Annotated in this window: 11 protein-coding genes; 9 read left to right on the top strand and 2 right to left on the bottom strand. The window is 67.3% G+C overall.

Annotated elements, in window-relative coordinates; all coding sequences use genetic code 11:
• The first annotated feature begins 402 nt into the window (after positions 1–402).
• Together AZKH_RS25290 and AZKH_RS25285 are read left to right on the top strand one after the other, a co-directional pair.
• The gene (locus AZKH_RS25290; RefSeq protein ID WP_172642519.1) at positions 403–2,979 is read left to right on the top strand and encodes a kelch repeat-containing protein; all 2,577 of its coding nucleotides are present in this window, start codon (positions 403–405) and stop codon (positions 2,977–2,979) included.
• Positions 2,980–3,062: 83 nt separating this feature from the next.
• Positions 3,063–3,893, top strand: a complete 831-nt coding sequence (locus AZKH_RS25285) for a hypothetical protein (protein WP_156822320.1) — start codon at positions 3,063–3,065, stop codon at positions 3,891–3,893.
• Between the two features lie 464 nt (positions 3,894–4,357).
• On the opposite strand, the gene lon is transcribed toward AZKH_RS25285, so the two are convergent.
• Together lon and AZKH_RS25275 are read right to left on the bottom strand one after the other, a co-directional pair.
• On the bottom strand, positions 4,358–6,808 hold the full coding sequence (gene lon / locus AZKH_RS25280) for an endopeptidase La (RefSeq protein ID WP_015452157.1): 2,451 nt from the start codon (positions 6,806–6,808) through the stop codon (positions 4,358–4,360).
• A gap of 77 nt (positions 6,809–6,885) precedes the next feature.
• Positions 6,886–7,818, bottom strand: a complete 933-nt coding sequence (locus AZKH_RS25275; protein ID WP_015452156.1) for a helix-turn-helix domain-containing protein — start codon at positions 7,816–7,818, stop codon at positions 6,886–6,888.
• A gap of 151 nt (positions 7,819–7,969) precedes the next feature.
• Here AZKH_RS25275 and AZKH_RS25270 point away from each other — a divergent pair, with 151 nt between their 5' ends.
• Genes AZKH_RS25270 through AZKH_RS25240 form a run of 7 tightly spaced genes read left to right on the top strand, consistent with a single transcriptional unit; the run spans position 7,970 to position 13,910 of the window.
• Entirely contained in the window at positions 7,970–8,632 is a 663-nt protein-coding gene (locus tag AZKH_RS25270) for a TetR/AcrR family transcriptional regulator (RefSeq protein WP_015452155.1), read from the top strand.
• The gene (locus AZKH_RS25265) at positions 8,629–9,480 is read left to right on the top strand and encodes a branched-chain amino acid ABC transporter permease (RefSeq protein ID WP_015452154.1); all 852 of its coding nucleotides are present in this window, start codon (positions 8,629–8,631) and stop codon (positions 9,478–9,480) included. Before AZKH_RS25270 ends, AZKH_RS25265 begins: the two co-directional genes overlap by 4 nt.
• Entirely contained in the window at positions 9,477–10,502 is a 1,026-nt protein-coding gene (locus AZKH_RS25260) for a branched-chain amino acid ABC transporter permease (protein ID WP_015452153.1), read from the top strand. The genes AZKH_RS25265 and AZKH_RS25260 overlap by 4 nt, the downstream gene beginning before the upstream one ends.
• Positions 10,499–11,209 carry an ABC transporter ATP-binding protein gene (locus AZKH_RS25255; protein WP_015452152.1) on the top strand — a complete coding sequence of 237 codons (711 nt, stop codon included), beginning with the start codon at positions 10,499–10,501 and terminating at the stop codon, positions 11,207–11,209. Before AZKH_RS25260 ends, AZKH_RS25255 begins: the two co-directional genes overlap by 4 nt.
• Positions 11,206–11,904 (top strand): ABC transporter ATP-binding protein, encoded by a 699-nt coding sequence (locus tag AZKH_RS25250; protein ID WP_015452151.1) that lies wholly within the window; start codon positions 11,206–11,208, stop codon positions 11,902–11,904. Before AZKH_RS25255 ends, AZKH_RS25250 begins: the two co-directional genes overlap by 4 nt.
• 21 nt (positions 11,905–11,925) lie before the next feature.
• Positions 11,926–13,113, top strand: a complete 1,188-nt coding sequence (locus tag AZKH_RS25245) for an ABC transporter substrate-binding protein (protein ID WP_015452150.1) — start codon at positions 11,926–11,928, stop codon at positions 13,111–13,113.
• Positions 13,114–13,127: 14 nt separating this feature from the next.
• Entirely contained in the window at positions 13,128–13,910 is a 783-nt protein-coding gene (locus AZKH_RS25240) for an SDR family NAD(P)-dependent oxidoreductase (protein ID WP_015452149.1), read from the top strand.
• The last annotated feature ends 4 nt before the right edge of the window (positions 13,911–13,914 follow it).

The raw sequence follows: 13,914 nt of genomic DNA, 5'->3' as shown, positions 1-13,914 counted from the left end.
GCTCTCAGTCAGCGTCTGCTCGGGGCGACTACTCAGCTCAGGAATCTGACACTGGGCCGCCGAAACGTGGAATGTCTCTTTTGGGTTGGGCCCGGCCCATCGGAGACGGACTGCCTGGAAACCGGGCTAACTTGACGAGCGCTCATCGCCGACCTAGAGAAATTGGTCGTTTTCAGTACACGCGCTCGTCAATTCGATGATTGACCATCATTCAATGGCCCCGGATACTCTCAGAAATTGACATTGGAATTTCTATCCGTGAGGAATATATCGGGGGCGATCGGAATGCGAGCGAGGTGTAGCGCCTCCCATTGGCTCAGAGCGGCGGGGCGGCGGGCCGTGGTATTGGGCACGCTCAGCTGTTGTGTAGCGGGGGCATGGGCCCAGAATGGCGCCCAGAACGTGTCCGATCAAGTTCCGAATGCGCAGCGCCCGCAGCTGCCGCGGGCCGCCGATCCCTTGGCCGATATTTACGACCGGCTGGACGAGCAGCTGGTGCTGGGAGTGGGGCGCATCGGGGCCAGGCGCCGCCCCACCGCTAGCCCCAAGGCGCAGCCCACACAGCCGGAAGGCGATGGCCGCTACGTGCCCCGCACGCGCGAAGCCTACCGCCGCGAGCTGGACCAGCGCTTCGAGCGTGCCATCGAGACAAACCAGGCGGCCGAGCGCAATCGCCGGGAGTCCTTCAATGCCGACATCGTGGCCCAATGCGGCCCGCAGCCGCAGACGGGCGCGCAACTGGGGATGTCGCAGGAGCGGTTTGAAGCGTGTGGCCAGGAAATCCGCTTCGGTGGCGGGCTGACCCACGTCATTTCCCTGCGGGTGCGGGGGCTGGATGCCCGGCTGTATGTATTTGCCGAGGGTAATGTGTACAAGGTGTATGCGGTGGATCAGCACATCACCCGCATCGAGCCGCGTCCCTTGCATGTGGTGCAGGTCACGCTGCCACAGGTGGGCGGCTATCCGCCCTTTGTGAGCAACCCGCAGATCGTGGCCCTGTCGCAAGGCAACCTGTTTGGCTACGGACAGACGCATGCCGAAGACTGGTCGCAGCCCGCCGGGGCCGACTTGCCCCGTTGGGCCGACAAGGTGCGGCGCATCAACGCCTCGGTGCCAGCGCCGCCGTTCATGTGGGATGCCCGCCGCCAAGGCTGGGTGCAGCTGCCAACGCCTCCCGCATGCGCGGGTCTATGGCACCAGCACACGCTGACCGCCTTGGCCGACGACCGCGTCCTGGTTGCGGGCGGTCTGTGCGACATTCCCCGCCTGCTCAACGACATGGGCACTTTCGAGCCGCAAACGCGCACCGCGCTGTGGGATGCCCGCCAGCGCACCTGGCTCGAATCCCCCAGGCTGACGCAGCCGCGCATCTACCATACCGCCAGTGTGCTCGATGGGGAGCGCGTGATGCTGGCGGGGGGGCTGGATGACCCGCTGACGGTGGCTGGGGCGGGGCCAGAAGATCCACAGCAAAATGGGGCTTCTGCGCTTTCTGCAAAAGCAGTACGTGCTCTCGATTCTGTAGAAATGCTGGTCGACGGCCAATGGCGTAGCCTGCCGCCCCTGCGCACCGCGCGGGCCAAGCATACCGCCACGGTGCTGCCTGACGGGCAGGTGCTGGTGGCCGGCGGCGTCGGCAACGGCCTGCAGGCTATTGCCAAGGTGGAGCTGTGGGATCCGGTCCAACACCAGTGGCTACCCCGCGCAGCGCTCCACACCCCCCGCTACGGGCACACGGCCACCCTGCTGGCTGACGGACGGGTGCTGGTGACCGGTGGCATCAACGCACAGGAAGAGGTGCTCAACACCACCGAGCTTTACGACCCTGCCACCGACACCTGGGCCGATGGCGCGCCCCTGCCGGAGCACCTGCAAGGCCACACCGCGTTGCGCTTGGCCGATGGGCGTGTGCTGATGGCCGGGGGGCTGGTATCGGCGACGGTGCAAGGGCCTTGGATGCACAGTTGGCACCCGACGGAAGCAGCCTGGCGTGCCGAGGGTGTGCCCGAGGCGGGCGGCGCGGGCGCATTGACGCACCGGCCCACGCTGGTGGAGGCCATGCCCGGCCAGGTGCTGGCATTTTCCTCGCAAGCGGTGTACCGGTACCGCCTGCCTGGAGCCGTCCGGACCGCCGGGACACAACCGGGCGAACCAGGTCAAGTGCCCGCCGATGTGGCGGACTTGCCCAGTTTCCCGTTGGTGTGGTGGAAAGAACCGCCTCCTGCACCGGCCGCCACACCCGCGCCGCCTGCGCAGCCCATGGGCCAGCCCGGGCGGCTCGCGCGCTTCGGGCAGGACCTGTGGGCCGCCCGCGCGACGCTAGGGTGGCTCGCCGCCGGCTTGTTGGGGCTGGCGTTGTTGCGCCGCCGGCGGCAGCAGCGCGGCGAACCCGCATTTCCAGATACCTTGCCCTTGCAAGGTAGAGGGTCGACACGCAAAAGAAACGCGCCCCCCACACGCCAGACCTCCTGGAAAGGCTGGGTGGTGCGCGTGCTGGTGTACGGCGCATTGCTGATCGTCGCGGTCCCGAATCTGAAGGCCTATTGGGGCTTGCGCACAGCCGATATGGCAGAGGGGTGCCGCACCCGGCCAGCGGCGTGCCTCGACCCTGGTACCGGCTTGCTGGCCAGCCAACCGGCGGTGCCGGAGCGCAGCGCCTTGGCCACGCCCCGCATTCCATGTCCATTTGTAGGCAGCTGGGTCACCCGCCGGGGCAACAGCGAGTTCCACATCGATTTGCAGGCCGACGGCCGATACCACATGAACGGGAACACTCTCAGCGTGCCCGCCGACGACGGCCACTGGGCGGTGCAAGGCAAGTACATCCTGTGGCGCAGCACCACGCATCCGGTGGCCGAGATGGACATCAACCGTATTGTCAGCAACGATGGCAGCCACTTCGAGCTGATCGAGGCCAACGGCCTGCACAGCCACTTCGACCGCGAGGCCGATTTGCCATCCGGGCGTTGCGAGCCATGAGTAGGCGCAAGCCGTGGCGTTGGGCGTGGATGGGCGGGGTGGGGGTCATCGGGCTGGCCTTCGCTATGCGCTGGCTAGCGCAAGTGGATTACGACACCCACCCCAGCGCCGAGGTGCCCAGCCTACCCACCGCCCCCGTGTTCAACGAGGCCGACGAGGCGCTGGCCGAAGGCACGCGCTGGGCCGAGGCCAACCGGGTCGACAGCCACGAGACCTGCCGAACCGCGCTCGGGCCTGGCCTCCGAGCGCTGGGCTGCCACCGCTACGTGACCGCCCAAAAGCACATCCCGCCGCTGGCCAACTGGCGCACCCACCCGACCACCCGCAATTGCGTCGCTGGCGTGCATGCGCATTACGACCCGCTGTTTCAGGACATGATTGAGCAGGGCGACCACCACGCCGTGGCCGTCTGGCAGCGCAAGCGCATGGACCCAGACTTGCGTGAGTGCAACAACATCGACAACGTGCGCATCATCGAGGCGGTGCATGAGCCGTTGGCCCGCATCGAGGCCATGCTGGCCCATCTGCGTGCGGCGCAAGCGCTGTCAGAAGACGAGCTGGCCCAACTCAGGCACGACCTTCCGATAGTGGAAGGCTTTCGGGAGCATGACTTGCGCTCGCGCTACCTGGCGCTGGCCGACGAGTTGTTGGCGCTGGCGGGCGGGCGTGAGCGGGTGTTTCCGCTGGCCCGGCCGGGCAACGCCCGCGATGACCAGTGCGCGGCGCTAGCGCAACAGGTGTACGACCACAAGAGCGCATTTCACGAGGTCGTGGCCGAGCTCAAGCAGGCGCGCGGGCACACCGACAGCGCCCAGCAACAGGCCGCGTTGATTGCACGCCAAGACGAGTTGCTGGCCCTCTGGGTCCAAGCCGCCGATGACCGCCTGAAGGTGGGTTGCCCACCCTTGCGCTGAGCTGTCGGGGACGAGGTATACCGGCGGCGTTAGCAGAACTGTTCTGCAGCCACCGTCAAAGATCTCGCATTTCTTTGCCAGAATCACCCCCTGCTCGTTGATGGCGATGGCCCTCGCTGCGGATTCCGTGGGCCTGAGACCTGCCGTTCGACCGCGCTGAGCGCCGTGCGGCGGCTTTCCGCAACACTGCCGCCGCTCAATTGACGCAAGCTGGCCGGCGGCATTGGCCGACGGCCCCCCCTCAGACCTCGCATCGGCATGCCAATTTGTCCAAGATCCGGTGGTCGTCCCCGAGTTTGCATAGCGAATCGAAGTGGCGGTCCAGATCCCCTCGAACAGGATGTGTCCAGGCTGAAATCCTCCGGTCGCCGGAACATCCGGCGCTTGAGTTGTTCGATGATTTCCCGTTCGCGGGCGGCTGGCGCGACGAGGTACAGGTGATCTTCCCGGGCGTCCCAAGGGACTCAATCCGCCCCGTTCGCGTTCCCCGGCCCGCCCACCGGCTCCAGCTCCCCGATGGCGCAGCGCACCGCATCTTCGACGCGTTCCAGCCAGACGAACTCGAGCTTCTCCCGCGCCTCGGCGGGCACGTCCTCCAGGTCCTTCTCGTTGCGCCGCGGCAGCATCACGGTGCGGATGCCGGCGCGCAGGGCGGCCAGCGTCTTTTCCTTGACCCCGCCGATGGGCAGCACCAAGCCGCGCAGGCTGATCTCGCCGGTCATCGCCACGTCGGAGCGGACCGGCTTGCCGGTGAGGAGCGAGAGCAGGGCGACGAACATCGCCACGCCCGCGCTCGGCCCGTCCTTGGGCGTCGCCCCGGCCGGCACGTGCACGTGGAGATCGACCTTGTCCAGCGCATCGCCGGTCCAGATCTTGGCCAGCGTCAGGGCCGCCTGCGCGGACTCCTTCATGACGTCGCCCAGCTGCCCGGTAAGGATCAGCCGGCCGCTGCCCGGCACCTTGCTCGCTTCGATGAAGAGGATATCGCCGCCCACAGGCGTCCAGGCGAGCCCGGTCGCCACGCCGGGCACGCTGGTACGCAGCGCGAGTTCGCTCTCGAAGCGCCGTGCGCCGAGGATTGCCGGCAGGTCCGGCGCGTCGACCGTTACGCGCTGCGCCTGTCCTTCGGCAATCTGCATGGCGAGGTGGCGCAGGGTGGCGCCGATTTCGCGCTCCAGATTGCGCACGCCGGCCTCGCGCGTGTAATCGCGCACGATGGCCGCGAGGGCCGCGTCCGTGAGGCTCGCCTGATCGGTCTTCAGGCCGTTGGCCTCGCGCTGACGCTGGACCAGATAGCGGCGGGCGATCTCGACCTTCTCTTCTTCCGTGTAGCCGGGGAGTTCGATGACCTCCATCCGATCGCGCAGCGGTCCGGGAATCGAGTCGAGGACGTTCGCGGTGCAGATGAACATCACTCGCGAGAGGTCGAAGTCCACCCCCAGGTAGTTGTCGCGGAATTTGTTGTTCTGCTCCGGATCGAGCACTTCGAGCAGCGCGCTGGCCGGGTCGCCGTGGAAACCGCCGGCCCCCAGCTTGTCGATCTCGTCGAACATGAGGACCGTGTTGGTCGTGCCTGCGCGGCGCAGCACCTGGATGACGTTGCCGGGCAGCGCGCCGATGTAGGTGCGCCGATGGCCGCGGATCTCCGCCTCGTCATGCACGCCGCCGAGCGCGACGCGCTGGAAAGCGCGTCCGGTGGCACGGGCGATGGACTGGCCGAGGGAGGTCTTGCCGACGCCGGGAGGGCCGACGAAACACAGGATCGGGCTCTTGCCCTCGGGGTTGAGTTTGCGCACCGCGAGGTACTCGAGGATGCGCCGCTTAACCTTGTCGAGGCCGAAGTGGTCCGCGTCGAGCACGCGGCGCGCCTCGCCGATGTCGATGGGCAGCTGGGGTTCCAGCTTCCACGGCAGCTCCGTGAGCCATTCCAGGTAGGTGCGCAGCATGGCGTATTCGCCGCCGCCTTCGCCCATGCGCTGCAGGCGCTTGAGCTCCTTCTCGGCGTGCTTGAGCACGTCTTCCGGCATGCCGGCGGTGGCGATGGCCTTTTGCAGCGCCTCCACCTCGGCGGCACTCTCCTGGTCCTCGCCGAGTTCCTTCTGGATTTGCCGCAACTGCTCACGCAGCACGCTCTCGCGCTGACGCTCGTCGAACTCGGCGCGCGTCTTGTCGCCAATCTCCTTGGACAGCTTGAGCACCTCGACCCGGGCGGACAGCAGGGCAATCACCTTGTCCAGGCGTCGCATGAGGTCGAAGGTTTCCAGCAGGTCCTGCTTCTCTTCGTTCTTCACGTCGAGGATGTTGGCCACCAGGTCGGCCAGTGCGTCCGGCGAGTCGATGTCGCGCACGACGTTGGCCAGCGCGTCGGGGAGATCGGGCAGCAGCGCGATCGCCTCCAGCGCCTGCTCCCGCAGTTGCAGGAAGCGCGCCTCGATCTCCGGCCCCGCCGCGGGTTGCGGCTCGACCATGGCCACGCGGGCGACGAGGAAAGGCCAGCCCTCCAGGAACTGCAGCACCCGGAAGCGGGATTGCCCCTGCACGACGAGGTGATGGGCGCCTTCCGGGCCGGTGACGTAGCGGACGATGGGGCCCGCCGTGCCCACCCAGTACAGGTCGGCCGGCTCGAGGTCGGTCTTTTCCGGGTCACGCTGCAGGAGAAAACCCACGCGGTGCTCGTTCTTCACGGCGGCCTGGGCCGCCGCCACCGAGGCCGCGCGGCCCACCGTCACGGGCGAGAGCACGCCGGGGAAGACCACCGCATTGCGCAGCGGGATGAGGATCAGCGCGTCGTCGGGCACCGGCTTGAGGGCGCCGGCGGCTGGCGCCGCTGCCACCAGTCCGCCGCCGGTCGTCCGCGCGTCGTCGTCGGCGGACCACAGTTCCTGCTTTGTCGGCCAGTGTTTCATGATGCCCATCTCTCCTTTCCCAGCTCCAAGCCACAGGGCGCAGATGGGGCTGATGGAGGGGGATTCAAGGGCACATCCGCGATCCCCTAAAATCCCGGCGGCTTCGCGACCGGCGAATGCTTGTCGCCGTCGATGAGCCTGGCGCGCGCCTGTTCGCGGAAGGCGCGGGGCCCGATGCCGGTCTGTTTGCGGAAGAAACGGCCGAAGTAGGCTTCGTCGGCAAAGCCGAGGGCGGTGGCGATCTGCTTGATGCTGGTGCCGCCGTAGACGAGTTCGCGTTGCGCCTCGTGCACGATCCGTGCGTTGATCACATCGAGGGCCGACACACCCAATACGTCGCGGCATAGCCGCGAAAGCTGGCCGGCGGTGACGCCGAGCTCGTTCGCGTAGGCGTCGATCGACAGCCGCTTGCGGAAGTGCTTGTCGACCATCGAGCGGAATTTCTCGATCTGGCCGGCCTTGCGCGGGTTCGCGACGGCGGGGGTGGCGCCGAGCGCGTTGCCGATGCGCGCGATCTGCACGAGCACGGCAGTCAGCAGCGACATCCCGGCCGCGCTTTGCCCCACGGCGTGCATGCGCCATTCGCGCTCGATTTCGCGGAAGAGCGTCATCAGCGAAGCCGAATGTGAGTTTTCGCTGGGCATCGCGATCACGGCGGGCGTGCGGATCACCTGCAGCAGTTCGGGCATCACCAGGGCCGCGATCGATTCGAGCGGCTTTTGCGCGACGGTGACGGCCGGACCGTCGGTGTCCGGCGTGAAATCGATGCCGTGCACGGTTTGTGCCGGGATGAGCGCCAGGCATGGTGCGACGGCCGACCATTTGACGTCATTTAGCAGCAATTCCATCGATCCGCTCTGCAAATACAGGATCTGCAGGAATGCGTCGTGGATGTGCGGACGGATGTGCCAGTTGTAGGGCTTCGAGCGCTGCGGAATCCATTCGATATTGAACGAATCGACCCAGCCGGGCTGGGCCTGGTCGCCGTAGAGCGCGTAGTTCGGAATGTTGCGGCGCACCAGTGTCTCCTCATTTTTGTGCACGAATTGTCCTGCTTTTCGCCCGATTCCGCACCTCTTCGATGAGGCCCCCCGCGCAGAATCGTCTCCACTGAATGAACGTCCATTTCGTTGAATGGCCGACAAATTTCGGGCGAGGAGGAGACCAATAATGCAGCCGAGTGTAGTCAGCAACGTTGACGATCCGGCCCTGGTGGAGATGCGGCGCAGCCAGTTCGTGAGGGCAGCAGGCGAGTTGTTTGCGCGCAAGGGTTATCACAAGACCACCATCCGCGAGATCACGCAGGGCGCCGGACTCAGCACCGGGCTCATCTATTCATATGTGCGTTCGAAGGAAGACGTGCTCTTCCTCGTGCTGGAGAACGTGCTGACGTCCTACCTGCGCGAGATCCCGCGCGCGCTGGAGCACGTCGAGGGGCCGGTCGAGCGCTTTTGCGCGACGGTGCGGGCCTATTGCCGCGTGATCGGCGACAAGCCGCACGCGACCTTGCTCGCATACCGCGAGACGAAGTCGCTCAACGCGGAATACCAGGCGGTGATCAAGAAGATGGAGCTGGAGACCAACCAGCTGATCATCGACCGCATCGAGGAATGCCTCGCGGCCGGCTACTTCCGCCCCGTCAATGTCGAGCTGCTGAGCTACCGCATCGTGCTGCTCGCGCACGGCTGGGCGCTGAAGGCGTGGCGGCTGCAAGAGATCGTGACGCTCGACGAATACATCGAGGAAGGCCTGGACCTCTTCCTGAACGCGCTGATGACGCCCGCCGGATGGGGCGCTTGCCGGCAACCGGAACGGAGGACGGGCACGAAATGATCGCGATCCAGATTCTCAATGGCCTGGTGTACGGCTCGCTGCTGATGATCGTGGCGTCCGGCCTGGTGCTGATCTACGGCCTGCGCCGTGTGGTCAATTTCGCGCACGGCTCGCTGTTCATGCTCGGCGCCTATATCGCCTATGCGGCCTCGCTTCAGTTTGGTTTCGGTGGCGGACTCGCGGCGGCCGTCGCGGCGCTGGCGGCGGTCGGCTTCTGCCTCGACCGCTTCGGCTTCCGCCTGCTGCAGGACCGCGACCCGCTGACGGTGATGCTCGTGACCTTCGGGCTGCTGTTGGTGTTCGAGGATGTCGTGCAGTCGGTGTGGGGCAAGCAGAGCTACTCGCTGCCGGCGCCCGAGGCGCTGCAGGGCACGGTCGAGCTCTTAGGCTCGCCGTTTCCGGTGTATCGGCTGGCAATCGTCGCGGTCGGGGCGCTCGTCGCGGCCTGCCTCGTCGGGTGGCTGCGTTTCAGCCGCATCGGCCTCTTCATCCGCGGCGCGAGCACGGACCCTGTGACGACGGCGATGCAGGGGGTCAATACCGACCGGCTGTCGGGCGGCGTGGTTGCGGTCGGGGCGGCGCTGGCGGGGCTCGCCGGGGTGGTGTCCGGTCCCTTCCTGTCGCTGTCGCCGACGATGGGCAGCGACATCCTGATCGATTCCTTCGTCGTCGTCGTGATCGGCGGTCTCGGGAGCTTCGCCGGCGCATTCGCCGCCGCGATGGTCCTCGGCCAGGTCCAGGCGCTCGGCGCCGTCTATCTTCCCGACCTCGCGGCGCTGCTGCCTTTCGCGCTGATGACTGCCGTCCTGGTGTGGCGTCCGTCGGGCCTCTCGGGGAGCCGGGTATGAGCGCGATCATCTCTGCAACTGCGTTGGAAGAAACGCAAGTGAAGCCGAATCCCGGCGTGCTGCGCCTGTGTGCGATGGCGGCTGCGGCGCTGGCGGTCGGACTGGCGGTGAGCCTGTCGGTGGCGTCGAACGGGCTGATGTCGCTGCTGACGCAGGCGACCATCTACGCGGTGTTCGCGCTGGGTCTCGGTTTCCTGCTGAAGCAGAACGGCATGGTGAGCTTCGGTCATGCGCTCTTCTTCGGCCTGGCGGGCTACCTCGTCGGCGCGGCGGTGAATCTCACCGGCTGGCCGGTCGGCACCGTGATTGTGATGACGCTCGCGGCGATCGGAGTCTTCGCGTTCGGCCTGGCGCTCGTGATCGTTCGTGTGCCCGGCATCGCCTTCGGCATGCTGACGCTCGCGATCGGGCAGAGCTTCTACGTGCTCGTGTCGAAGTCGCGCGGTTTCACCGGTGGCGCGGACGGCATGAACATCAACTTCCCGGCGCAGGTGTTCGGGGTCGAGCTCGCGAGCTTCCAGAACCCGTCGAGCATGTTCCTGATCTGCTGGCTCACGCTTGTCGCGCTGGTGCTGCTGCTGGCGCTGTTGCTGCGCACCGGCTTCGGTCCGCTGACCGAGGCGATCCGCGAGAACGAGGAGCGGGTGCGCTTCATCGGCTTCCGCACGCTGCTGCCGCGGGCCGCGGTGTTCGCGATCTCGGCGATGGTGACGGCGGCGGGCGGCATCCTGTCCGCGCTCTACACCGGCTTCGTGTCGCCCGAGTCGCTGCATTGGTCGGTGTCCGGGACGGTGCTGATCATGGTCGTGCTCGGCGGCAGCCGCACGCTGTGGGGGCCGGCGGTCGGTGCGGTCGTCTATTACCTGTTCCGCGACTTCGTCGGCGAGCACACAACCCACTGGATGAGCATCTTCGGCGTGAGCCTGATCGCGGTGATCGTGCTGTGGCCGGCGGGCATCGCCGGCGGTGCGAGCCGTGCCGCCACTGGCGTGAAGCAGTTCGTCGCAAGGAGGCTCGCATGAGCACGACTTACGCACTCGAAGCGAAGGGGCTGTCTGTGCGCTACGGCGGCGTGACGGCCAACGACGGGGTGTCGATGCACCTCGCGCAGGGCGAGATCCGCGGCTTGATCGGGCCGAACGGGGCGGGCAAGTCGACCTTCATCGACGCACTCTCCGGCCGGCGCGCGACAGCGGCGGGAAGCGTGCATCTGGCGGGTACCGACATCACGACGCTCGGCGTCGTCGAGCGGCGGCTCCTTGGGCTGTCGCGCTCCTTCCAGCGCACCAGCATCTTCCCGGGCATGCGCATCGGGGTGCAGATGGAACTGGCGGCCTCGAAGATCCCGGACGCCGACCCGGACGAGGTGATGCGCGAGCTGGGGCTGGACCGCCTCGCAGGCCGCGTCGCCGACGAGATCAGCTACGGCGACCAGCGCCGCCTGGACATCGCGCTGGCGCTCGTCGGCCGCCCCCGCGTGTTGCTGCTCGACGAGCCGATGGCGGGGCTGTCGGTCGAGGAGTCGATGAAGCTCGCGCGCCATCTGCGCAATCTCGCTCGCAACTGGGGCGTGTCGGTGCTGCTCGTCGAGCACGACATGGAAGTCGTTTTCGGGATCTCGGACAGCATCACGGTGCTCGAGACCGGCAAATTGCTCGCGGAAGGGACGCCGGACGAGGTTCGTGCGCATCCGAAGGTCCGCGAAGCCTATCTGGGGAGCGCGGCATGACGAGACTGCTCAACTTCGAGGCGGTGAACGCGTATTACGGCCAGGCGCACGTGCTGCATGACGTGAGCCTGCACGTGGAGGCGGGCGAGCGGGTCGCGCTGGTCGGGCGCAACGGCGTCGGCAAGACGACGGTGGTCAATACCATCCTCAACCTCGCGTCGCTGCGCGGCGGGGTGATGCAGTTCAACGGCCGGCCGCAGCAGGGCCTGCGCACCTACACGGCAGCGCGCGCCGGCATCGCGGTCGTGCCGCAGGGGCGCCGGATCATCGCGAACCTGACGATCGAGGAGAACCTGCTGCTCGGCGGCGCGGTGAAGCGGCCCGGCCCGTGGAACCTCGCGAGCATCTACGAGCTGTTCCCGATCCTGCGCGAACGCGCACACACGCCGGGCACGGCGCTCTCCGGCGGGCAGCAGCAGATGCTCGCGATCGGCCGCGCAATGATGGCCAACCCTTCGCTGTTGGTGCTCGACGAGCCGAGCGAGGGCCTCGCCCCGGTCATCGTCGATCAGCTCGCGGTGATCTTCAACCGGCTCGCGGACGCCGGCACCGCGCTGCTGCTCATCGAACAGAACCTCAGCCTGATCGCGCGCGTCGCGCGCCGCCTGTACGTGATGGCGAAGGGTTCGATCATCGAAGAAGGCGCACTCGAAGGCCTCGATATCGAGCAGTTGCACAAACACATCGTCGTTTAAAGAGGAGTTCAAGGAGACATCATGAGAACAAGGAAAATCGGCAAGTTGCTCGTCGCCGCGGCGCTCGCGGCCCTGTCCGGCACCGCGTTCGCGCAAGCCAAGGAGCCGGTGCGGATCGGCATCGTGACTTCGCAGTCCGGAGGCTTCACGGCGCAGGGCGAGGATTCGCTGCGCGGCATGCAGTTCGCGGTCGACGAAGCGAACGCCGCAGGGGGCGTCGGCGGCCGTGCGATCGAGGTCCAGATCGGTGACGACGAGAGCACGCCCGAAGCGGGGCGGCGCGTGGCGGAGAAGTTCGCGCGCGGTGGCTACAACCTGCTCGTCGGCCCGATCGCGTCGTCGATCAGCCTCGCGCTCGGGCAGAACCTGCAGCGCTGGGACGCGCTGTATGTCAGCACGCTGAGCAAGTCCGACCGCATCACCGGTGACGCCTGCAACGCCCGCATGTTCCAGGCGAATCATTCGGACGCGATGGACCTCGCGATCGTCGAGCCCTGGCTCAAGGAGAACGCGAAGGAAAAGCGCTTCGCGATCCTCGCGAACGACTACGTGTGGGGCCGGGATTCGGCCGAGTCCTTCACGAAGGCGGTGCAGAAGCTCGGCAAGGAAGTGGACGTGACGCTGTACGCGCCGACCGGCACGAAGGACTTCGCGCCCTATATCGCGCAGCTGAAGAACTCCGGGGCGGAGGCGGTGTGGGTGGCGCTCGTCGGCCGCGATCTGATCGCGTTCGCGAAGCAGGCCGCCGAGTTCGGTTTGACAACGTCGAAGCGCATCATCGGCCATGCCTACATCATGAGCTTCGTCGTCAAGGCGACCGAGGGCGCGACCGACGGCGTGTGGGGGGTGATGAACTACGCGCCCGAGATCGACACGCCGCGCAATAAGGCGCTCGTCGCCGCCTGGCGTAAGAAGTTCGGCCGCGATCCGAACGAGAACGAGGTCGCGGGCTACAACGGCGTCCAGGTGATCCTGCAGGGTGTGGCGAAGGCGGGCAGCTCGAAGCCGACGGCGGTTGCGGCAGCACTGTCGGGCGCAACGCTCGACACCGTGTGGGGGCAGGCGACGATGCGCGCCGAGGACCACCAGCTCGTGAAACCGAACTACTTCGGCCGCGTAAAGCGTCTCGACGGCCAGCTGCGGCCGGTGATCGAGACGGCGTTCGACCCGGCGGTCGTCGCGCCTGCTCCCGGCGCCTGCAAGCTCTGACGGAGGACGATGCGATGTCCAAGCGTGTCCTGCTGACCGGTGCGAGCCGGGGGATCGGCCGCGCGATCTGCCTACGGCTTGCAGCCGAAGGGGCGACGGTCGCGGCCTGCGGTTCGGCGCATGGCGACGAGCTGGCGGCGGTGGTCGAGGAGGCCGACCGCGCCGGTGGCCGCGTCGTGCCGCTGCTCGGCGACCTGTCCGACCCGGCAACCCCGGCACGCCTGGTGGCCGAAGCGCAGGCCGCGCTTGGCGGGCTTGATGCGGTGGTCAGCAACGCCGGCGTGTCGCGCCCCTCGACGCTTGCCGACCTCGAGCTTGCGGACTGGGAGTTCCTCTTCGGCGTGAATCTGCGCGCGCCCTGGCTGCTCGCTAAGGCGGCCTACCCGGCGCTGCGCGAGAGCCGCGGGAGCTTCGTCTCGGTGGCGTCCATGTCGGGCGTGCAGCCCTACCCGGGCATGGGCGCCTACAGCCCCAGCAAGGCCGGGCTGCTGATGCTGATCCGCGTGCTCGCCCAGGAATGGGCCGCCGACGGCATCCGCGTCAATGCGGTGTCGCCGGGCCTGATCCACACGTCACTGACGGCCCGCGTGTATGCCGATCCGGCCCTGCGCGCGGGGCGCGAGAAGCTGATCCCGCTGCACCGCATCGGCGACCCCGCCGAACACATCGCCGGCGTCGTCGCCTTCCTGCTGGGCGACGCCGCCACCTACATGACCGGTCAGAACCTGCTCGCGGACGGCGGTCTGCTCGACGCCGTGCAGGGCCTGATCCCGGGACGTCCCGCCACGGAGCGATAACACC

The organism is Azoarcus sp. KH32C (genome assembly GCF_000349945.1).
Lineage (GTDB): Bacteria > Pseudomonadota > Gammaproteobacteria > Burkholderiales > Rhodocyclaceae > Aromatoleum.
This window is presented reverse-complemented; position numbering and strand designations above follow the sequence as displayed.

What these genes read in the sequence shown, in the direction of transcription:
- lon (WP_015452157.1), bottom strand. Translation starts at nt 6,808, where the DNA reads ATGGGCATCATGAAACACTGGCCGACAAAGCAGGAACTGTGGTCCGCC.
- AZKH_RS25270 (WP_015452155.1), top strand. Translation starts at nt 7,970, where the DNA reads ATGCAGCCGAGTGTAGTCAGCAACGTTGACGATCCGGCCCTGGTGGAG.
- AZKH_RS25265 (WP_015452154.1), top strand. Translation starts at nt 8,629, where the DNA reads ATGATCGCGATCCAGATTCTCAATGGCCTGGTGTACGGCTCGCTGCTG.
- AZKH_RS25260 (WP_015452153.1), top strand. Translation starts at nt 9,477, where the DNA reads ATGAGCGCGATCATCTCTGCAACTGCGTTGGAAGAAACGCAAGTGAAG.
- AZKH_RS25255 (WP_015452152.1), top strand. Translation starts at nt 10,499, where the DNA reads ATGAGCACGACTTACGCACTCGAAGCGAAGGGGCTGTCTGTGCGCTAC.
- AZKH_RS25250 (WP_015452151.1), top strand. Translation starts at nt 11,206, where the DNA reads ATGACGAGACTGCTCAACTTCGAGGCGGTGAACGCGTATTACGGCCAG.
- AZKH_RS25245 (WP_015452150.1), top strand. Translation starts at nt 11,926, where the DNA reads ATGAGAACAAGGAAAATCGGCAAGTTGCTCGTCGCCGCGGCGCTCGCG.
- AZKH_RS25240 (WP_015452149.1), top strand. Translation starts at nt 13,128, where the DNA reads ATGTCCAAGCGTGTCCTGCTGACCGGTGCGAGCCGGGGGATCGGCCGC.